Origin of the sequence: Haloimpatiens lingqiaonensis, from assembly GCF_901447495.1 — a bacterium.
Taxonomy (GTDB): Bacteria; Bacillota; Clostridia; order Clostridiales; family Clostridiaceae; genus Haloimpatiens; species Haloimpatiens lingqiaonensis.
Genome location: NZ_CABDWS010000006.1, coordinates 46,219 through 66,210 on the forward strand (window position 1 = coordinate 46,219; position 19,992 = coordinate 66,210).

19 protein-coding genes and 10 tRNA genes are annotated in these 19,992 nt (G+C 32.0%); all 29 read left to right on the forward strand.

Features of this window, described 5'->3' with window-relative positions:
- Positions 1-142 precede the first annotated feature (142 nt).
- The 29 genes from spoVT (at position 143) to dusB (ending at position 19,954) form a co-directional block, all read left to right on the forward strand.
- A complete protein-coding gene (gene spoVT, locus FGK85_RS02290) occupies positions 143-688 on the forward strand; it encodes a stage V sporulation protein T (protein WP_138203391.1) in 546 nt (181 codons plus the stop codon).
- Between the two features lie 150 nt (positions 689-838).
- Positions 839-2,374 (forward strand): putative polysaccharide biosynthesis protein, encoded by a 1,536-nt coding sequence (locus tag FGK85_RS02295; protein ID WP_138203394.1) that lies wholly within the window; start codon positions 839-841, stop codon positions 2,372-2,374.
- 20 nt (positions 2,375-2,394) lie between these two features.
- Complete coding sequence (gene yabN, locus FGK85_RS02300) at positions 2,395-3,849, forward strand: bifunctional methyltransferase/pyrophosphohydrolase YabN (RefSeq protein ID WP_138203396.1); 1,455 nt, start codon at positions 2,395-2,397, stop codon at positions 3,847-3,849.
- 83 nt (positions 3,850-3,932) lie between these two features.
- On the forward strand, positions 3,933-4,208 hold the full coding sequence (locus FGK85_RS02305) for an HU family DNA-binding protein (RefSeq protein WP_138203398.1): 276 nt from the start codon (positions 3,933-3,935) through the stop codon (positions 4,206-4,208).
- Positions 4,209-4,328: 120 nt separating this feature from the next.
- On the forward strand, positions 4,329-4,571 hold the full coding sequence (locus tag FGK85_RS02310) for an RNA-binding S4 domain-containing protein (RefSeq protein WP_138203400.1): 243 nt from the start codon (positions 4,329-4,331) through the stop codon (positions 4,569-4,571).
- A 67-nt stretch (positions 4,572-4,638) separates the two neighbouring features.
- The gene (gene yabP / locus FGK85_RS02315; RefSeq protein WP_138203402.1) at positions 4,639-4,932 is read left to right on the forward strand and encodes a sporulation protein YabP; all 294 of its coding nucleotides are present in this window, start codon (positions 4,639-4,641) and stop codon (positions 4,930-4,932) included.
- 4 nt (positions 4,933-4,936) lie between these two features.
- On the forward strand, positions 4,937-5,365 hold the full coding sequence (gene yabQ / locus FGK85_RS02320; protein WP_138203404.1) for a spore cortex biosynthesis protein YabQ: 429 nt from the start codon (positions 4,937-4,939) through the stop codon (positions 5,363-5,365).
- 59 nt (positions 5,366-5,424) lie between these two features.
- Complete coding sequence (locus FGK85_RS02325) at positions 5,425-5,712, forward strand: FtsB family cell division protein (RefSeq protein ID WP_138203439.1); 288 nt, start codon at positions 5,425-5,427, stop codon at positions 5,710-5,712.
- A gap of 65 nt (positions 5,713-5,777) precedes the next feature.
- A complete protein-coding gene (locus tag FGK85_RS02330) occupies positions 5,778-6,191 on the forward strand; it encodes a S1 domain-containing RNA-binding protein (RefSeq protein ID WP_138203406.1) in 414 nt (137 codons plus the stop codon).
- A gap of 282 nt (positions 6,192-6,473) precedes the next feature.
- Positions 6,474-6,562, forward strand: a tRNA-Leu gene (locus FGK85_RS02335).
- 5 nt (positions 6,563-6,567) lie between these two features.
- Positions 6,568-6,643, forward strand: a tRNA-Met gene (locus FGK85_RS02340).
- 3 nt (positions 6,644-6,646) lie between these two features.
- A tRNA-Met gene (locus FGK85_RS02345) sits at positions 6,647-6,723 on the forward strand.
- A 79-nt stretch (positions 6,724-6,802) separates the two neighbouring features.
- Positions 6,803-6,891: transfer RNA gene (locus FGK85_RS02350), tRNA-Leu, on the forward strand.
- A gap of 6 nt (positions 6,892-6,897) precedes the next feature.
- Positions 6,898-6,973, forward strand: a tRNA-Met gene (locus tag FGK85_RS02355).
- A gap of 19 nt (positions 6,974-6,992) precedes the next feature.
- A tRNA-Leu gene (locus FGK85_RS02360) sits at positions 6,993-7,081 on the forward strand.
- 6 nt (positions 7,082-7,087) lie between these two features.
- Positions 7,088-7,163 (forward strand) — tRNA-Met (locus FGK85_RS02365).
- 19 nt (positions 7,164-7,182) lie between these two features.
- Positions 7,183-7,271, forward strand: a tRNA-Leu gene (locus tag FGK85_RS02370).
- Positions 7,272-7,277: 6 nt separating this feature from the next.
- Positions 7,278-7,353: transfer RNA gene (locus FGK85_RS02375), tRNA-Met, on the forward strand.
- 3 nt (positions 7,354-7,356) lie between these two features.
- Positions 7,357-7,433: transfer RNA gene (locus FGK85_RS02380), tRNA-Met, on the forward strand.
- 488 nt (positions 7,434-7,921) lie between these two features.
- Positions 7,922-10,309, forward strand: a complete 2,388-nt coding sequence (gene spoIIE / locus FGK85_RS02385; RefSeq protein WP_138203408.1) for a stage II sporulation protein E — start codon at positions 7,922-7,924, stop codon at positions 10,307-10,309.
- A gap of 134 nt (positions 10,310-10,443) precedes the next feature.
- Positions 10,444-11,826, forward strand: coding sequence for a tRNA lysidine(34) synthetase TilS (gene tilS / locus FGK85_RS02390; protein WP_138203410.1), 1,383 nt, complete (start codon positions 10,444-10,446; stop codon positions 11,824-11,826).
- Positions 11,827-11,828: 2 nt separating this feature from the next.
- The gene (gene hpt, locus FGK85_RS02395; RefSeq protein WP_138203412.1) at positions 11,829-12,380 is read left to right on the forward strand and encodes a hypoxanthine phosphoribosyltransferase; all 552 of its coding nucleotides are present in this window, start codon (positions 11,829-11,831) and stop codon (positions 12,378-12,380) included.
- Between the two features lie 136 nt (positions 12,381-12,516).
- Positions 12,517-14,472 carry an ATP-dependent zinc metalloprotease FtsH gene (gene ftsH / locus FGK85_RS02400; RefSeq protein ID WP_138203414.1) on the forward strand — a complete coding sequence of 652 codons (1,956 nt, stop codon included), beginning with the start codon at positions 12,517-12,519 and terminating at the stop codon, positions 14,470-14,472.
- A 165-nt stretch (positions 14,473-14,637) separates the two neighbouring features.
- Complete coding sequence (locus FGK85_RS02405; RefSeq protein ID WP_138203416.1) at positions 14,638-16,128, forward strand: acyl-CoA carboxylase subunit beta; 1,491 nt, start codon at positions 14,638-14,640, stop codon at positions 16,126-16,128.
- A gap of 12 nt (positions 16,129-16,140) precedes the next feature.
- Entirely contained in the window at positions 16,141-16,512 is a 372-nt protein-coding gene (locus FGK85_RS02410; RefSeq protein ID WP_138203418.1) for an OadG family protein, read from the forward strand.
- A gap of 17 nt (positions 16,513-16,529) precedes the next feature.
- On the forward strand, positions 16,530-16,910 hold the full coding sequence (locus tag FGK85_RS02415; RefSeq protein ID WP_138203420.1) for a biotin/lipoyl-containing protein: 381 nt from the start codon (positions 16,530-16,532) through the stop codon (positions 16,908-16,910).
- Positions 16,911-16,930: 20 nt separating this feature from the next.
- Positions 16,931-18,067: a sodium ion-translocating decarboxylase subunit beta gene (locus FGK85_RS02420; protein ID WP_138203422.1), complete on the forward strand. Its 1,137-nt coding sequence runs from the start codon at positions 16,931-16,933 to the stop codon at positions 18,065-18,067.
- 127 nt (positions 18,068-18,194) lie between these two features.
- Positions 18,195-18,974, forward strand: coding sequence for a type III pantothenate kinase (locus FGK85_RS02425; protein WP_138203424.1), 780 nt, complete (start codon positions 18,195-18,197; stop codon positions 18,972-18,974).
- An 8-nt stretch (positions 18,975-18,982) separates the two neighbouring features.
- Positions 18,983-19,954 (forward strand): tRNA dihydrouridine synthase DusB, encoded by a 972-nt coding sequence (dusB, locus tag FGK85_RS02430; RefSeq protein ID WP_138203426.1) that lies wholly within the window; start codon positions 18,983-18,985, stop codon positions 19,952-19,954.
- Positions 19,955-19,992: the final 38 nt, after the last annotated feature.

Below are 19,992 nucleotides of genomic sequence, written 5' to 3' on the forward strand. Positions count from 1 at the left end.
GGCTAATACAGGGCCTTTAGGTATCTTTTTTTGTATTATAGGGGCTATTACATAACATTTGTGTATAAAATTTCATATTTAGAAAAATAATATGAGTACAAGTAATTTTATATACTTTAATTTTAAGGAGGTAATTAAACAAATGAAGGCAACAGGAATAGTAAGAAGAATAGACGATCTAGGAAGAGTTGTTATACCAAAAGAAATTAGAAGAACTTTAAGAATAAGAGAAGGAGATCCATTGGAGATATTTACAGATAGAGAAGGAGGAATAATTTTAAAGAAATATTCTCCTATTAATGAGCTTACAAGTTTTTCTAATGAATATGCTGAAGCATTAAATCAGTCTACTGGTAACATAGTAATAATATGCGACAGAGATAATATGGTTTCAGTAAGTGGAACCACTAAAAAGGAGTATTTAGATAAGAAAATAAGTAATGAATTAGGTGAAATAATAGAAGCTAGAAAGAATGTAGTTTTAGATAAGGATAAATTAGTGCCTTTGTATGAAGATGAGGAGGTAGAAGGAAAATATTTTGGTGAGGTGGTAGCTCCTATAATAGCAGAAGGGGATGCTATTGGGGCAGTAATCTTAATCAGTAAAGAAGAAAATAAGGATACTCCTGATTTAGAGATTAAATTAGCTCAAACAGCATCAACCTTCTTAGGAAAACAAATGGAATAAATGGCAGTTTATCTGCCATTTATTTTTTTCATTTTAGATTATAGACAAAAAAATAAATAAATATTCATTTTTAAAATAATATCATGAGTAATATTAGAAAAAAATTAAAAATATCATTAAATATAGTATTTTTTAGGGGTTGGGGAGTGTATGAAGAAACAGTCGCTAGTAAAGGGAACTTTAATTTTAGGGCTTGCTAGTGTATTTACAAGATTTATAGGTATATTTTTTAGAATACCAGTGCAAAATTTAATTGGAGACGAGGGGATGGGGTATTACCAAATGTCATATCCTTTATACGCAGTATTTATAGCAGTGTCATCAGGAATACCCATAGCAGTATCAAAAATGGTTTCTGAAAGAAATGCAATTAATGATAGAAGTGGTGCGGTACAAGTTCTAAGAGATTCAGTAGTTTTGATGGGTATTTTAAGCATAGGTTTTACAGGGAGCTTATTGGCTTTTTCTAAAAATATAGTTTATGCCCTGAAGTGGGATCCTAAGGCATATTATGCTCTAATTGCTATAGCTATAGCACCAGTATTTATAGCAATTATGAGCTGTTTAAGAGGTTTTTTTCAAGGGCTTCAAAATATGAATCCAACAGCAGTTTCTCAAATGTTAGAGCAGGTAGGAAGAGTAGTGGTTGGAGTTGGACTTGCTTATTTATTAATGCCAAAGGGAATAGAGTTTGCAGCAGCAGGTGCAGCTTTAGGAGCAGCGGCAGGGGGAATTATTTCAGACCTATATTTGTGCAGTAAATATGTGAGGGTAAGAAAAGAATTTTATAGAGGACTTATAATGAGAGATAAGGGAATTATGGAGGAGCTTTTAAGCATAGCTATACCTATTTCATTAGGAGCAGCAGTAGGAGGGGTAATGAGCTTGGTAGACTCAATACTAGTACCTCAAAAACTTTTACAAGCAGGATTTACTTCTAAGGAAGCCACTGTATTATATAGTCAGCTTACAGGAAAAGCATCTGTGCTTATAAATGTGCCACTAGGCTTGTCTGTTGCTTTAGGCAGTTCCTTAGTTCCTATAATTTCAGAAGCTTTTATTTTAAATAGAAGAATGGAAGTTAAAAGAAAAGTAGAGACTGCATTGAAAATTTCTTTTATTATATCCATACCTTCATTTTTTGGATTATACTTTATGGCCCATCCTATTTTAAATTTAGTATTTAACAAGCAAGTAGGCGGGTACCATATATTACAGTATTTAAGTATATCAATTCCATTTATAATAATGGCACAAACTACTACATCAATTCTTCAAGGGACAGGGAATTTTAGAAAACCAGTAATAAATTTGTTTATAGGATGCATAATAAAGTCATTGGTAACTTTTTATTTAGTTTCTATACCAGCCATAAATGTATATGGAGCAGTGATTGGGAGTATTTTAGGATATATTGCAGCGGCTTTACTTAATCTGAAAGTACTTAAAAAACATTTAAATATATCCGTAAATTATTATCAAGTTATGATAAAACCTTTATATGCATCGGTAATAATGACATTTTTTGTTGTATTTATTTATAAGTACGTATATAATTATACAATGAGCATAAATATTTCTTGCCTTTCAGCAATATTAGCTGGTATAGTAGTTTATGGAATATTAATATGCGCTTTGGGTATATTTAGTTATAAAAGTTTTAAAAAGAGATTCATGAGAAAATAGAAATAAAAGAGGGTAAGGCTATGATTAAAATAGTAGGTTTAGGTCCAGGAGCTCCAGATGCACTTACTGTGGGAGTTATAGAATTATTAAAGAAGTCAAAGCATGTGTATTTGAGAACTGTTAAACACCCTACAGTGGAATATATAAAAAATCTAGGTGTAAACTTTCAAGCTTATGATGAGCTGTACGAAAAATGTGAGAATTTTGATGAGGTATATAAGTCTATTGCAGAAGACTTGGTTAATAAAAGCATGGAGTATAAAGAAGATATAGTTTATGCGGTACCGGGTCACCCTTTGGTAGCAGAAAAATCTGTGACTATATTAAATAGAATTTGTGAAACTAAGGGAATAGATAGTGAAATATTACCAGCAGTAAGCTTTGTAGATGCTCTAATGGAAAGTCTTAAATTAGATCCTATAGAAGGTGTTAAGATAATTGATGCTTTTGATATAAAAAAGCAGATATTAGATAAAAGGGTTGGACTTATAATAACACAAGTATATAATAGGTTTATAGCTTCAGAGGTTAAATTAGCTTTATTAGATTATTACAATGATGACACTGATATATATTTTGTTAGGGCAGCAGGAGTGAAGGGTTTAGAAAGCATAAGAAAAATAAAAGTATATGAGCTTGATAGACAGGAAGATATAGATTATTTAACTTCTATATATGTGCCTAAAGATTTGAATACTACAATGGATTTTTATGATTTAAAAGAAATAATGGATATACTTAGGGGAGAAAATGGATGCCCTTGGGATAAGGAACAAAATCATGAAACTTTAAAAAAATGTCTAATAGAGGAATGCTATGAAGTTATAGAGGCAATAGAGGAACAAGATGAAGATAAATTAGTGGAAGAGTTAGGGGATGTATTACTTCAAGTAATATTTCACTCAAAGCTTGGAGAAGAAGAGGGATACTTTAATATAAACGATGTTATAAAAGTTATATGTAACAAGATGATCAATAGGCATCCTCATATATTTGGAGATATAAAAGTAGACAATTCCGAGCAAGTATTAGATAATTGGGATAAAATAAAGAAACAAGAGCAAGGTTTAGTTAGCTATACAGATTCATTAAAGCATATACCAAAGATGTTACCAGCTCTTATGAGAGCTAATAAGGTGCAAGCAAAGGCAGCTAAGGTAGGATTTGATTGGGATTCTGTGGAGCCTGCTTTTGAAAAAATTATAAAAGAATTTTACGAGGTAAAAAATGTATATAAAAGCAATAATAAGGGTAAAATAAAAGAAGAACTAGGAGATTTAATATTTGCATGTGTAAATGTTGCTAGATTTCTTGACATTGACCCAGAAGATGCTTTAAATTATACTATATATAAATTTATAAAAAGATTTCAGTATATAGAAGATAAAGCCATTGAAAATGGCCTAATTCTAGAAGAAATGACATTAGAACAAATGGATGAATTCTGGAATCAAGCAAAATTATTAAAAAATTAATAAAATTTTAGAAGGAATTTAAAAAAAAATGAAGAATATGCTTATTCAATAGCGTACTCTAATTATTTAAGGAGGTAACAAAAGTGAACAAAGCAGAATTAATCGCTAGTATGGCAGAAAAGAGTAAATTAACTAAGAAGGATGCAGAAGCAGTATTAAAGGCATTCATAGAAAGCGTACAAGAAACATTAGAAAAAGGTGAAAAGGTTCAATTAATAGGATTTGGAACTTTTGAAACTCGTGAAAGAGCTGAAAGAGTTGGAAGAAATCCAAGAACTAAAGAGGAAATAACAATTCCAGCATCAATTGTTCCAGTATTTAAAGCAGGAAAAGAGTTCAAAGACAGAGTAAATAAGTAATTACTAGATAATATTGGCTACATAAAGAAAAACCTAGATGCAAATCTAGGTTTTTTCTTTAAAGTAAGAAATAATAAACAATAATTTGGGGTAACCATATTGTACAAGGGGGAGAATTAAATGAGATTAGACAAATATCTTAAAGTATCAAGGATAATCAAAAGAAGAACCATAGCAAAAGAAGCTTGTGAAAGCGGAAGAGTTTGGATTAATGGTAAAGTTGCAAAACCTAGTACTGAGGTAAATGAAGAGGATATAATAGAAATAGAATTTGCAAAGGGTAAATTAAAAGCTAAGATAATTAATATAGCAGAACATGTTAAAAAAGAAGCAGCTAAAGAAATGTATCAAATAATAGAGTAAAGGTACTAATGATATACCTATAATCATATATTAAGTATAGATACTATAGGATTATAGGAGGATTTAAATGGAGATAAAAAAAGAAATTAAAATACAAGATCATAAAAGCATTTTGAATTTAGACAGTAGAAAGAGGTTAAGCCTTACAGGTGTCCAAGAAGTTATAAGTTTTAATGAAGAAGAAATAGATTTAACCACTGAGTTAGGACAATTAAAAGTAAGAGGGAATAACCTAAAGATGAATAAGTTAGATGTTCAAAATGGTGAACTGGTGATAATAGGAACAATTGACTCCTGCGTCTATATGAATAAAGAAAAGAAAAAGGATAGCGACAGCATCATAAGCAAGCTATTCAAGTAAGAGCATGATATTATCAACTACGTCTCAATTGCAATTACTTTTATATAATATTTTAGCAGGGGTATTGACAGGAGTTTTATTTGATGTATATAGAACTATAAGGGGAACTTGTAATAATAAAATAATACTGTTCATACAGGATATACTTTTTTGGATATTTGCAGCTATAGTTGTTTTTATATTTTTGTTTACTACAAACTATGCTTACATGGGTGTGCAATGCTATATGTATATAGCTTTTGGAATATTTGCTTATTTAAAGTTGTTTAGTAGATATTTTTATAAAAGCATAAATAAAATTAACAAAGCTATGGGTAAAATAATACGTGTAACATTTAATATTTTTACTTATACAATAGGGTGTTTTTTTCATATATTTTTTAAAAAAGAAAAAAAAAATAAAAAGTATAAAAATAACTTGAATAAAAAGTAAAAGCAACTTAAAATATATATATATGTATTTTATACTATTAAATGAAAAGGGTAGGGGCTATGAGGAAAAAAATTAATTTTAAAAAAGTAATAGTTGCTGTACTGGTGGTTTATATATTAGGTATTTTTATAAGTCAACAAGTGACAATTGCAAAGATTAAAGAGGAAAACAACCAAAAGAAACAAGAGTTAAGTACTCTTAAGAAAAAAAATAATGAATTACAGGATCAAGTAAATATGTCTAAAAGCGATAACTATATAGAAAAAATAGCTCGTGAAAAGCTAAACTTTATTAAAAAAGGAGAAACTCCTGTAATTAATAATTCATCAAAAGAAACTTCAAAGTAGTTTAATTTAGTTTTTAAATTTATTTTCTATAGAACATTATATTATTAAGGAGGAGTCTTTTTAACATGACCTTAAAAGTAGGAAGTATTGCAGAAGGTACAGTGGTAAATATAACTAATTTTGGTGCATTTGTAGAAGTGGAGGGAAAAACAGGGTTAGTACATATTTCTGAAGTCTCAGAATCATATGTAAAGGATGTAAGCAAGCATCTAAAGGAAAAAGATAAAGTTAAAGTTAAGGTTCTTTCCATAGATGATAATGGAAGAATGAGTCTTTCAATAAAGCAAGCTAATCAAGTTAAGAAAACTGCTAGACCAGTAGAAATTGATTGGCAAAAGGAGAAGGCGAAAAATGAAGTTGTAAACTTTGAAGATAGAATTTCAAAGTTTTTAAAAGAAAGTGAAGAAAAGTTCCAGGATATAAAGAAGCACCAAAATATGAGAAATGGTGGTCGCAATAAAAGAGGTTCTAGTATGTAGTATTTAAAAGAATATCAAGGGCTTATTAAAGTGGAAATAAAGGCTTTAATAGCCCTTTTATTTATGGTACAATTGCTAGGTGCTAGGTAAGAAGTAATAGATAAGAAGTAATAAGTAAAAAGTAATAAATAAGAAGTAAAAAGTAATAAGCAAGAAGTAAGAGGTAAGGTAGGAGTAAATAGAGGGGATTCAGTTACAAATTAAAAAATATTTTAAAAAGTTGTTGACATGAATGTATATATACTATATAATAAAATCTGTCCTTGAGATTAAGCAAGGCTTGCTGGAGTGGCGGAACTGGCAGACGCACAGGACTTAAAATCCTGCGGTGCTAAAACACCGTACCGGTTCGATTCCGGTCTTCAGCACCAAATAACGCGGGGTGGAGCAGCTGGTAGCTCGTCGGGCTCATAACCCGAAGGTCATAGGTTCAAGTCCTATCCCCGCAACCACATGGCGGAATAGCTCAGCTGGCTAGAGCATTCGGTTCATACCCGAAGTGTCGTAGGTTCAAGTCCTATTTCCGCTACCATTTGCTTAATCATTGTAAGGGCAATTGCATTGAATTTTTGGTTGCATTAATATAATATTTATTATAGGCATAATAATATGCTGGAGTGGCGGAACTGGCAGACGCACAGGACTTAAAATCCTGCGGTGCTAAAACACCGTACCGGTTCGATTCCGGTCTTCAGCACCAAAATGTCGCGGGGTGGAGCAGCTGGTAGCTCGTCGGGCTCATAACCCGAAGGTCACAGGTTCAAGTCCTGTCCCCGCAACCAAAAATTTAAAAATTAATACGCTGGAGTGGCGGAACTGGCAGACGCACAGGACTTAAAATCCTGCGGTGCTAAAACACCGTACCGGTTCGATTCCGGTCTTCAGCACCAAAATGTCGCGGGGTGGAGCAGCTGGTAGCTCGTCGGGCTCATAACCCGAAGGTCACAGGTTCAAGTCCTGTCCCCGCAACCAAAAATTTAAAAATTAATACGCTGGAGTGGCGGAACTGGCAGACGCACAGGACTTAAAATCCTGCGGTGCTAAAACACCGTACCGGTTCGATTCCGGTCTTCAGCACCAAAATGTCGCGGGGTGGAGCAGCTGGTAGCTCGTCGGGCTCATAACCCGAAGGTCATAGGTTCAAGTCCTATCCCCGCAACCACATGGCGGAATAGCTCAGCTGGCTAGAGCATTCGGTTCATACCCGAAGTGTCGTAGGTTCAAGTCCTATTTCCGCTACCATGTAAAACCTCACAATCATAGTGAGGTTTTTTATTTTTTTGTAAATATGACATTTCAAATTTATCTAATAAAAATTCCCCTAAATCCTATCAAAAGAGTATATATAACGACTTTTTTATCCCATGACTACCTGCCGTAACACTCCCACTTCTAACAAAGTGGGAGATAACGGCAGCTACGTCCCTAGATAACGAACTCTAACCTTCAGATGGAGTAAAAACTCCATCTGAAGGTTAGAGTTCTGTTTATATAACTTATTTATGTGAAAAATATATGAGGCAAAGTGCTGTTTAATTTAACAAGTTGTATTTAAAAGTTATATAGAGTGTAAGATTGCAGGAAATATAAGATTACAGTTTATGGTAAAAAATACTGATTTATGTTTTATATTGTCTGAAATAAATTTTCTCTTAACAGGAATATTGACAATTATTACCACGATCTTTTGTTATAATTTAGATATTAATTAAGGTAGGGGGAGAGTGAATATGCAATACGGTGTAAATGTTTTTCCGTACCAAAGAGTATCTGGAGTACAAAAGAAGGAAGAGGTAAAAAAAACTTTAAATGCAAATTTAATATTTAAAGGTGTGTGTATCTTTTTTATAGCATTATTTATAAGCAGAGTTGCTATAATGGAGTCTATAGCTCCTTTTGGTATTGCGCTTCTTGTGGCCATGCTATATTATTTTGAGGATTATATGTTTTTGATTCCTTGTGCAGGCAGTGTTTTAGGTTATGTTTGGATACATAATGCAGTGGGAGAGGTTGGAAGATATTTAATAGCTATATCCTTAATAGCTATGATATTTTGGCTTCTAAAGGGAATTAGTAGAGGTAAGAAGGTTATAATTACATTTTCAATAATACTTTTAGAGTTTATTATGTACCAACTATTTATATTAAAAAAGCCTGTAGGAACAACTTTTTTATTTTGTTTTTTAGAAATGGCGTGTATTATTCCATTATATTTTATTATTGATCATTCCATTTTATGCTTTAAAGAATTAAATACAAAGCATTTATATAGTAGTGAAGAATTGATAACCATGGCTATATTTATATCACTAGTATTAGCAGGTACTTATGGAATAAAAATTTATAAAGTATCTTTATGGAATGTTTTATCTTTAACTTTTATAAGTATTTTAACCTACGTAAGCGGAAGTGGTGTTGGAACTGCCACAGGAGTGGCCCTTGGAGCCATCATTGGACTAGGTGCAAAAGATATAAGCATCTATACATGCATTTATGGTTTGTGTGCCTTGATAGCAGGAGCTTTTCGAGAAATGGGAAGATGGTTTACTTCCTTTGCTTTTATAGTAACTTTCTTTATAGTAACAGTGTATTCTAGGAGTTTTCAAAATTTTAAACTTATAGAGCCTATAGTAGCTGTTGCAATATTTTTGTTAATACCTAGGAAGTTTTACGAAAAACTAAGTTTAGAAGTTAACAGAGAAGAAAAGCAAAAATATATTAGTGAAGAGTATATAAATAAAATTAAAAAGATTTTTGAAAAGAGATTAAATAGTTTTTCATCGGTACTTGATAATATGTCAGAAACTTTAGGACGCCTATCAAAAAATGAAAATTTAAGTATGAAAAACAAGAGTACTTCTTTAATAGAAAACTTGGCTGATAGGGTGTGTAGTAATTGTAGTATGAAAGGTATGTGCTGGAATAGAGAACTACATTATACCTATTCTGCTTTTGGAGAATTAATACAGAATTACCAGCAAGGAAGAAAAATAATTCCAAAGGAAATAGATAAAAAATGTATAAATAAAGAAGTATTATTAAAAAATACAGAGGAGATAGCAAATAATTATGTAATAAGTGAACTTTTAAACATACGGTTACAGGAAGGAAGAAAAATATTATCAGAGCAGATAAATAATATGGCAAAGTCTATAAAAGAAGCCACAAATGATTTTGCATATGGTGTTCGATTTAATGTAGCATTAGAACGTGATGTTATAAGGATATTAAATAAGGAAAAAATTAAATATGAGGATATTACATGCTTTATAGATAAGAATGGACGAAGCGTTATAAAGTTAGCGATGAAAAGTTGTGGTAATAAGCAAAAATGTGTGAAAGAGATATTGCCATTAATAGATGAAGTCACTGGAAGAAGTATGTGTATAGAGGAAGAAGGGTGTTTTATAGATGCTAATACTGGTGAATGCACTATAAACTTTAAAGAAATGCCTAAATATCATATATCCTCATATGTGAAGAGAAAATGTAAAGATGGAGAGGAGTATAATGGAGATAGCTATAGTTTTGGTAAGGGTAATGATGGAAATTATTTAATGCTATTGAGTGATGGAATGGGATCTGGACCAGAAGCTAGTGAGGAAAGTGCAGCTGTGGTAGAAATGATTGAGAACTTTATGAATTCTGGTTTTAGCGAAGGAACATCTATTGATGCTGTAAATTCTATTATGTCATTAAAATTTTATGAAGAGGAGAAATTCTCCACTGTAGATTTAGCAAATGTAAATTTATATACCGGTGAAGCGGATTTTATAAAAGTAGGTGCAGCGTCAACATTTATAAAGAAAGCTAATAATGTAAAAGTAATAGAGTCTAAAAGTCTTCCTATTGGAATATTAGATAAGGTTGATGTGGATTTAAAGAAGTTTAATTTACAAAATGGTGATATTGTAGTAATGCTGACAGATGGAGTTATAGACTATAACAATGAAAACGTAGGAAAAAATGATTGGGTAATTAAATATTTAGAAAAAAGCAATAGCAATAACCCTAGAGAAATTGCTGAAGGACTTATGGAGCAATCTCTAAAATTAAGCAAGGGAAAGGTAAGGGATGATATGACAGTGATGGTTTCAAAGGTATATGATTTGTATTAAAACATGGATATGGGGTTGTTTTTATATATGTTTTTTAATAGAATGGGAATAAGTTCTAAAAAAACTTAAGCTCATTCTTTATTTATGTTATAATTGGTTATTATAAAAATATAATTTTTTTAGGAAGTGTTTGAATGTTACAAAAGGTTTTAAATACTATTAGAGAATACCAAATGTTTCATAAAGGCGATAAAGTAATAGTAGCAGTGTCTGGAGGACCAGACTCAATGTGCTTACTACACATGCTTTATTTACTTAGAGAGGATTTAGGTATAGAAATAGCAGCGGCTCATTTAAATCATTGTTTGCGAGGAGAAGAGGCAGATAATGATGAAAGATATGTTGAAGAGTATTGTAAGAAAATAAATGTAGAATTTTATAGTAAAAGAGTGGATATAAATAAAGTAGCTTTAGAAAAAAATATATCCTGTGAGACTGCAGGAAGAGAAGAGAGATATGAATTTTTCTATGAATTAAAAGAAAAACTTAAGGCTCAAAAGATTGCAGTAGCTCATAATGCTAATGATCAAGCTGAAACTGTGCTTATGAGATTGATGAGAGGTACTGGTTTAGCAGGAGCAGTAGGCATAAAGCCCATTAGAGATAATTTAGTTGTGAGGCCTATAATAAGATTGACCAGAGGGGAAATAGAAAGTTATTGCGAAGATAATGGAATTAATGCTAGAATAGATAAAACAAATTTACAAAACATATATTCAAGGAATAAAATAAGGCTTGAGCTGATACCTTATATGGAGAAAAACTTTAATAAGGATATAGTTAATACTATAAACAGATTTGCAAATCTTACTTGGAAAGACAATGAATACATAGATTTATCGGCTAAGGATAAATATAAGGAGTATTGTGGCTCAGAATGTGGTAGAATTATATTAAGGAAAGAATTATTTAAAGAACATGAGGCCATATTGTCTAGGGTTTTAAGAATAGCATTAAATGAATTAAAGGGTAATTTATATGATTTAGAGACAAAACATATATATGATATAATACATATACAAAAGGGTGACACAGGGAAGCAAATTACATTACCTAACAATATAATTGTAGCAAATAATTATGGAGACATTCATTTGTATAAATATGTTCCTATAGAGAGAGAAGAAAAACAATTTATGTTAGAAATAGGTGAAAATTATAAAATAGAAGGCTATAAAATTTCTCTAGAGATGGAGATATGCAGTAAAGAACAAGAGTATAATTTAAAAGTAAATAATTTTACTAAATATTTTGATTATGATAAGATAAAGGGAAAAATAACTTTAAGATATAGGAAACCAGGAGATAAGTTTCAACCGATTGGAATGAAGGGAACAAAAAAATTAAAGGATTTATTTATGGATTTAAAAATTCCTAAGGAAAAAAGGGATAGAATACCACTAATATGCTTTGAAAATGAAATTGCATGGGTATTTGGATATAGAATTAGCGAAAAATTTAAAATTGACAACAATACAAAGAAAGTACTAAAAATTCAGTTTAAGAGAGGGGAATAAAAATGCCTACATATGGAAAAGAAGATGTAAAAGAAGTTCTATACAATGCTGAACAATTAAAGGAAAAGGCAAAGGAATTAGCTAGAAAAATAAGTGATGATTACAAAGGAAAGGACTTAATTTTGATTGGAATATTGAAGGGTTCTGTTATGTTTATGACAGACCTTATAAGAGAAATATCTATACCTTGTCATATAGATTTTATGGATGTATCAAGTTATGGAAATTCTTCTGAAACTTCAGGAGTTGTAAGAATACTAAAGGATTTAGATTTTGAGATAAAAGGAAAGGATGTACTTATAGTAGAGGATATAATAGATACAGGAGTTACTTTAAAGTATCTTATGAAGTATCTTAGCTCTAGAAATCCAAATAGTTTAGAAATAGTATGTATGCTTAACAAGGCAGAAAGAAGAAGAGTTGATATAGGTGTAAAATATATAGGTTATGAAGTGCCAGATTACTTTTTAGTAGGATATGGCATGGATTATGCAGAAAATTATAGACAGTTTCCTTATGTAGGTATATTAAAAGAGGAAATTTATAAAAAATAGCAGATTAAATATATTATGTGAAGCCATGAAAAAATAATAAAAATTTAAATATAATTTATTGGCAGTGATTTATTGTTAATGAATTTACTATATGGTAAAATTTTATAGTAGCTATAAGAAGAGGGGAGGGCCTTGAATGAAGAAAATATCCGGTGCAGTAGTTTGGATAATAGTGCTTGTGCTAGTTATGTTTGCAGCCTTGGCTTATTTGGAGTCAGGAACCAGTACAGGCAAAGTATCCTTTGGAACATTTACTCAAGAATGGAAAAAAGACAATGTGAAAGAAATTCAAGTAAAGCAAGATGGTACTGTTGTAGCTAAATTAAAAGATAATAAACAAATACAAGCTAGTGTAGATAAAGCAAGATTGTATGATTTTATTAGTCAAAATCCAAAATCATATTATATAGATGAAAAATATGAGCAACCATCTAGAACACCTATGTGGTTTAGTTGGCTACCAAGTATATTAATTACCGTTGCGTTAGTAGGATTTTTATTTGTATTTATGCAACAGTCTCAAGGTGGCGGCAATAGAGGAGTTATGAATTTTGGAAAAAGCAGAGCTAAACTTGCTAATAATGACAAAAAGAAGGTTACATTTGAGGATGTGGCAGGAGCAGATGAGGAAAAGGAAGAACTAGAGGAAATAGTTGAATTTTTAAAATCTCCTAGAAGATATTTAGAAGTTGGTGCTAGAATACCTAAAGGAGTTCTACTTGTTGGACCTCCAGGTACAGGAAAAACATTACTGGCAAAAGCTGTAGCAGGAGAGGCTGGGGTACCATTTTTCAGCATATCAGGTTCTGATTTTGTAGAAATGTTTGTGGGTGTTGGAGCATCAAGGGTTAGAGATTTATTTGAACAGGCAAAAAAGAATGCGCCTTGCATAATTTTTATAGATGAAATAGATGCAGTTGGACGACAAAGAGGTGCAGGTTTAGGTGGAGGCCATGATGAAAGAGAGCAAACTCTAAATCAACTTTTAGTAGAGATGGATGGATTTGGAGTAAATGAAGGAATCATAATCATGTCTGCAACTAATAGACCGGACATACTAGATCCAGCACTATTAAGACCAGGAAGATTTGATAGACAGATTCTTGTGGGGCAACCAGATGTTAAGGGAAGAGAAGAAATTTTAAAAGTTCACTCTAAAGGTAAGCCATTAGATGAAAAAGTAAAACTTAACGTTTTGGCAAAGAGAACTCCAGGATTTACAGGAGCTGATTTAGAAAACTTAATGAATGAGGCAGCTCTTTTAACTGTAAGAAATAATAAAAAGGTTATAGGAATGGATGAATTAGAGGAAGCCATTACTAGAGTAATAGCAGGACCAGAAAAGAAGAGTAGAGTTATAAGCGATAAAGATAAGAGACTTACAGCATATCATGAAGCTGGTCATGCGGTTGTAATGAAGTTTTTACCTAACTCAGATCCAGTACATGAAATCAGTATAATTCCAAGAGGAATGGCTGGTGGATATACAATGCACCTTCCAGATGAGGATAGAGCATATACATCTAAATCAAGATTAGAAGATGAAATGGTTGGATTATTAGGTGGAAGAGTTGCAGAAAAGCTTATTATAGGAGATATAAGTACTGGTGCTAAAAGCGATATAGATAGAGCAACTAATATAGCTAGAAAAATGGTAATGGAATTTGGTATGAGTGAAGAACTTGGACCTATAGCTTTTGGAACAGGTCATGAGGAAGTTTTCCTTGGCAGAGATATCGGAAGGAATAGGGATTTTAGTGAAGAGATAGCCTCTAAGATAGATAGTGAAATAAAGAGATTGATAGATGAGGCTTATATGAAGGCAGAGAGATTGCTTACTGAACATGTAGAAAAATTACATGATGTGGCAAAGGCATTGTTGGTAAAGGAAAAATTAAATGCAGATGAATTTAATGCCTTAATAGATGGAAAAATAACTTTAGAAGAAGTTATAGCGGAAGAAAAAAATGCAGAAGAAGCTATAGATTCTGTTGAAGTTAAGGATGAATCAGAAGAAAATATTGCTAAGATTGAAGTTTCTTCAGAAAAACCAAACAGTGAAGAGCTTCAGGAAGATGAAAAAAATATATAGATAAAATTATTTAACAAAAGCCATCCTTTGAAAAAAAGATGGCTTTTGTTTTTTAAATACACAGACAAATGAAATAAAACTTGCATAGGTTTGTATACAAAAAAGGATTTTTATGCTATTCTTAATGTAGGGGTTAGTTGTTTATTTTAGTTAGGAGGAACGTCAATGAGTTATGTGGAAAAATTTATGAATGTAAAAATTCAAAATGAAAGTGCAAGTGGACAAAAAATACAAGCTCAACACAATCTGGGTAAAAATACTTGCAAAGAAAGAATGATTAAATTATTTGACACAGGCTCCTTTATCGAATTAGGAGGAATGATTTCTAATGATGGAGCTGGAGTAGTTACTGGCTATGGTACAGTTAATAGAAGATTAGTTTATGCATATAGCCAAGATTATACTGTGGATGGAGGAGCTATTAATAGTGTAAATGCTAATAAAATAGCTTCACTAATGGATATGTCAGTTAAGATGGGGGCACCATTAGTGCAGATTTTGGATTCCGCAGGAGCTAAAATTACAGAAGGTTTAGATATTTTAGGGGCCTATGGAAAGATACTAAAAAGGAATGCTCAAAACTCTGGTGTTATTCCACAGATAACCTTAGTAATGGGACCATGTGAAGGATTAGCAGCACTAAGTGCAACTATGGGTGATTTTGTTATAATCACAAAAGAAAACAGTAGCTTATGTGTAACTCCTTCAAGTAAGCTTACTGATAAAGAAAAAATATTTATAGATTCTAAGGATTACTCAGATGGAGAAAGTGTTAATCAAAATGGAAGCGCACATATAATAGCAGAAAATGAAGAAGAAGCTATAGAAACCGCTAGAAAAATTTTGTCCTATATACCTTCTAATAATATGGATAATAGTCCGTTAAGTGCTGAAGATATGGGATTAAACATGCCTAAAGAAAAATTGAATAACATTGCTGATAATGAAAATTATGATATATACGAGATAATTAATGAAATCAGTGATAAAGAAAGTTTCTTGGAGATTAATAAGAAATGGGGACAGACTGTATTTACTGGTTTATCAAAAATAAATGGGACAACAGTAGGAATATTGGGAACTAATAAAAATATAAAGAAAGGTATTTTAAACATTAAAGGCATAGATAAGTTAATAAAATTTGTAAAGGTTTGCGATGGTTTTAATATACCTATTATATCTTTAGTGGATACTAAGGGGTTGGAAATAGATTTAAAACAGGAGAAAGATGGTATGGCATTAGAGGCTTCTAAATTGCTTTATACTTTAAGTGAAGCAACGGTACCTAAAATTTCTTTAATAATAGGTGAAATATACGGTGCTGCATATGCACTTTTAGCAAGCAAAGAAGTTAGTTTTGATATATGCTATGCATGGCCAAGTGCAAAAATATCATTACTAGCGCCTGAGGATATGACAAAGGTACTATTCAGAGAAGAAATAGTTTCTAGTGAAAATCCTAGGGATGAGGAGAAAAAAATAATTTCTGAGCATATGAATGAAATGACAAATCCATATGTGGCAGCAGAAAAAGGTTATGTGGATGACATAATAATGCCAGCTGAAACTAAACAAAGATTATTCGCGGTTGTAGATATGTTAGGAAGCAAGAGAGAGATAAAGTACCCTAAGAAACATGGAAGTATATTAATTTAGGGGGCGTATTAAATGAAAACATTAAATTTTGTAGGGTCATTAGAAGTTACACTATTTGCTATGCTTGTAGTATTTTCAGTATTGGTTTTTATAGCCTTAATAATAAAAATTCAAACTTTTTTATTGAGTAAGGCAGAAAAAACATTGAAAAATAAGAATGGTAAAAAAGATTTAGAAATAGAGAAGAAAGAAACAATGATTGAAAAACATCAGGAAGAAATTAGTGTCAGCTCTGAGGATGCAGACCTAGAAGTAGTTGCAGCTATAATGGCAGCCTTATCTTCTTATATGGATGTACCATCTGAAAATTTAGTAATTAAAAATATAAAGAGACTAAACGGAAACGGATGGAAGGATTCTGCTATAAAGAATAGTTTGAGATAATTAGGAGGGTTTATAATATGAAGAAATATGTTGTTAATGTTAATGGAAATAGATATGAAGTTGAAGTAGAAGAAGTAAAGGGAGATTTTTCAGAAGTTTCAACAACTTCTGTGGTTCAAGAGGAGAAAAAAGAAGTTAAGCCAGTGGAAAAAAAGCCAGCGGAAGTTAAGAAATCTAATGTAGATGGAGAAAAGGTAGAATGTCCAATGCCAGGGAAAATACTAAAAGTAAATAAAGCAGCAGGAGATAATTTCAAAAAGGGAGAAGTGCTATTCGTGCTAGAAGCTATGAAAATGGAAAATGAAATTATGGCACCTCATGATGGAAAGGTTATAGATGTTAATGTAGCAGTGGGAGCTATGGTAAATACAGGAGATGTATTAGCAGTAATTCAATAATAGGAAGAGGGGAAATAGCTATGATTTTAAATTCATTAAAGAACCTATGGCTTTCTTCTGGGTTTGTAGGGATGACATGGCAACAATTAGTAATGATGATTATATCTTTTGTGCTTATATATTTGGCTATTAAGAAAGAATTTGAACCGCTACTTCTTTTGCCAATAGCCTTTGGAATGCTTTTGACCAATTTGCCTCTTGCAGGAATAATGGAGCCTCCAACTAAGGAACATGTGGGGGGACTTTTGTGGTATTTGTATCAGGGAGTAGAAGCAGACATATATCCACCTCTTATATTTTTAGGAGTAGGAGCTATGACAGATTTCGGCCCACTGCTTGCCAATCCTTCCAGTGTCATAATGGGAGCAGGAGCACAATTTGGAGTATTTTTCACATTTATATGTGCTATATTGATGGGATTTACCCCTCAACAGGCATCATCTATTGGAATAATAGGGGGAGCGGATGGACCTACAGCAATATATCTTTCAAGTAAGTTAGCACCAGAACTTTTAGGTCCAATAGCAGTAGCTGCATATTCTTATATGGCATTAGTTCCATTGATTCAACCGCCAATAATGAGGGCGCTGACTACAAAAGAAGAAAGAACTGTTAGAATGGGGCAGCTTAGACAGGTTAAGAAGGTAGAAAAAATAATATTCCCTATAGCTGTAACAGTAGTGGTAGTATTATTACTTCCTTCAGTAGCTTCTCTAATTGGTATGTTGATGCTAGGAAACTTATTTAAAGAATGTGGAGTAGTTGAAAGACTATCAGATACAGCACAAAATGCTTTAATAAATATAGTAACTATATTTTTAGGGGTTACTGTTGGAGCAACAGCTAATGCGGAGATATTTTTAAAACCTCAAACCATAATGATAATAGTTTTAGGTATGATAGCTTTTGCTATAAGTACATCAGCAGGTGTAATTATAGGAAAAATAATGTATAAAGTCACTAAGGGAAAAGTAAATCCTTTAATAGGGGCAGCAGGAGTTTCAGCGGTTCCTATGGCAGCTAGAGTAGCACAGGTAGTAGGGCAAGAAGAAGATCCAGGTAATTTCTTACTTATGAATGCTATGGGGCCTAATGTAGCAGGGGTTATAGGTACTGCAGTAGCAGCAGGAGTATTGCTTTCATTATTTGGAGTATAATAATATAAAATACTTGACAAAATAAATGTAGTTGTTAAAATTAAATTGTTAATTCTGATACTACTGAGTTTTTTCATAAAGAGCAGCTTATAGGCTGCTCTTATGATTTATATAAGGGGTGCTTAAGATGATTTTAGTTTTAGATGTTGGCAATACTAATATTGTACTAGGAATATATAGCGATGATGAACTTATAGTGGAGTGCAGATTGTCCACTGATTCCAGAAGGACAGCAGACGAATATGGAATACAGGTAAAGGAATTATTTCATTTACATAAATTAAGTATAGAAGATATAAAAGGAGTAATAATATCTTCAGTGGTACCTAATATAATGTATTCTTTAGAACATATGATAAGAAAATATTTTCATACTCAACCTATAGTGGTGGGTCCTGGAGTTAAAACAGGAATAAATATAAAATATGACAATCCAAAAGAAGTAGGAGCAGACAGAATAGTTAATGCAGTAGCTGCACATGAATTATATAAAAAACCGCTGATAATAATTGACTTTGGAACTGCTACTACCTTTTGTATTATATCAGAAAAAGGTGATTATCTAGGAGGAGTTATTTGCCCAGGAATGAGAATTGCATCGGACGCTCTTTTTGAAAGAGCTGCTAAACTACCTAGAGTTGAACTTGTAAAGCCTGAAACTATAATATGTAAAAATACTGTTGCTAGTATGCAAGCAGGGATTATATATGGTTATATAGGCCAAGTAGATTATATAGTTAATAAGATAAAGGAAGAGATGAGGGCTCTTGGTGAAAATGAGCCTTTAGTTGTAGCTACTGGTGGACTTTCTAAGCTAATATATGAAGAATCAAATACTGTAGATTTGATAAATCCAATTTTAACATTGCAAGGACTAAAGATAATATACGAAAAGAATATGAAGTAGGTGTTTATATGAAAATAGGTAACCTAGATTTCCCTAAAGGCATTTTTTTAGCTCCTATGGCAGGGGTTACGGATGTTGCTTTTAGAGAACTTTGCAAAGAGATGGGTTGCGAACTTGTATATACTGAAATGATAAGTGCTAAAGGCATGTATTATGGTAGTGAAAACACAGGAGAACTTTTGAAAATTTCAAAAAAGGAAAGTCCTGTGGGAGTTCAGATATTTGGAAGTGAACCATATATAATGGCAAAGGCTGCAGAAACTTTTAACCACAATGATGACATTTGCTTAGTAGACATAAATATGGGATGCCCTGTACCTAAAATAGTTAAAAATGGTGAGGGTTCCGCTCTTATGAAAAATCCTAAGTTAGCAGCGGAGATAGTTAGGGAAGTTCGTAAGGCATCTTCAAAACCTGTAACTGTAAAATTTAGAAAGGGTTTTGATTCAAATAGTATAAATGCTGTAGAGTTTGGGAAGTACATGGAAGAAGCAGGAGCTTATGCGGTTACAGTTCATGGAAGAACTAGACAGCAAATGTACACAGGAGAAGCAGATTGGGACATTATAAGAGAAGTAAAGGAAAACATAAGTATACCAGTGATAGGTAATGGTGATATATTTTCTGCAGAAGATGTAGAAAGCATTAAAAGAACTACTAAATGTGACGGTATAATGATAGCCAGAGGCGTTATGGGAAATCCTTGGATATTCAGAGAAGTTGCAGGAAAGCTTCAGGGTATGGAGGTTTCAGTGCCTAATAGTATTGAAAAAATAGATATGTGTATAGAACATCTAAAAAGGGCTATATATTACCATGGAGAAAGAAAAGCAGTTAGAGAAATGAGAAAACATTTAGCATGGTACATAAAGGGCTTAAATAATTGCACTGCAATTAAAGATATTATAAATAGACAAGAAGATAGTGAAAATGTATTTAAAATACTTAAGGATTATAAAGAATACATGGAAAATAGATAGAGTTAATAACTTTTAAAGAAGTTTTATTCTTAAATTTT

What these genes read in the sequence shown, in the direction of transcription:
- spoVT (WP_138203391.1), top strand. Translation starts at nt 143, where the DNA reads ATGAAGGCAACAGGAATAGTAAGAAGAATAGACGATCTAGGAAGAGTT.
- FGK85_RS02295 (WP_138203394.1), top strand. Translation starts at nt 839, where the DNA reads ATGAAGAAACAGTCGCTAGTAAAGGGAACTTTAATTTTAGGGCTTGCT.
- yabN (WP_138203396.1), top strand. Translation starts at nt 2,395, where the DNA reads ATGATTAAAATAGTAGGTTTAGGTCCAGGAGCTCCAGATGCACTTACT.
- FGK85_RS02310 (WP_138203400.1), top strand. Translation starts at nt 4,329, where the DNA reads ATGAGATTAGACAAATATCTTAAAGTATCAAGGATAATCAAAAGAAGA.
- yabP (WP_138203402.1), top strand. Translation starts at nt 4,639, where the DNA reads ATGGAGATAAAAAAAGAAATTAAAATACAAGATCATAAAAGCATTTTG.
- yabQ (WP_138203404.1), top strand. Translation starts at nt 4,937, where the DNA reads ATGATATTATCAACTACGTCTCAATTGCAATTACTTTTATATAATATT.
- FGK85_RS02325 (WP_138203439.1), top strand. Translation starts at nt 5,425, where the DNA reads ATGAGGAAAAAAATTAATTTTAAAAAAGTAATAGTTGCTGTACTGGTG.
- FGK85_RS02330 (WP_138203406.1), top strand. Translation starts at nt 5,778, where the DNA reads ATGACCTTAAAAGTAGGAAGTATTGCAGAAGGTACAGTGGTAAATATA.
- spoIIE (WP_138203408.1), top strand. Translation starts at nt 7,922, where the DNA reads ATGCAATACGGTGTAAATGTTTTTCCGTACCAAAGAGTATCTGGAGTA.
- tilS (WP_138203410.1), top strand. Translation starts at nt 10,444, where the DNA reads ATGTTACAAAAGGTTTTAAATACTATTAGAGAATACCAAATGTTTCAT.
- hpt (WP_138203412.1), top strand. Translation starts at nt 11,829, where the DNA reads ATGCCTACATATGGAAAAGAAGATGTAAAAGAAGTTCTATACAATGCT.
- ftsH (WP_138203414.1), top strand. Translation starts at nt 12,517, where the DNA reads ATGAAGAAAATATCCGGTGCAGTAGTTTGGATAATAGTGCTTGTGCTA.
- FGK85_RS02405 (WP_138203416.1), top strand. Translation starts at nt 14,638, where the DNA reads ATGAGTTATGTGGAAAAATTTATGAATGTAAAAATTCAAAATGAAAGT.
- FGK85_RS02410 (WP_138203418.1), top strand. Translation starts at nt 16,141, where the DNA reads ATGAAAACATTAAATTTTGTAGGGTCATTAGAAGTTACACTATTTGCT.
- FGK85_RS02415 (WP_138203420.1), top strand. Translation starts at nt 16,530, where the DNA reads ATGAAGAAATATGTTGTTAATGTTAATGGAAATAGATATGAAGTTGAA.
- FGK85_RS02420 (WP_138203422.1), top strand. Translation starts at nt 16,931, where the DNA reads ATGATTTTAAATTCATTAAAGAACCTATGGCTTTCTTCTGGGTTTGTA.
- FGK85_RS02425 (WP_138203424.1), top strand. Translation starts at nt 18,195, where the DNA reads ATGATTTTAGTTTTAGATGTTGGCAATACTAATATTGTACTAGGAATA.
- dusB (WP_138203426.1), top strand. Translation starts at nt 18,983, where the DNA reads ATGAAAATAGGTAACCTAGATTTCCCTAAAGGCATTTTTTTAGCTCCT.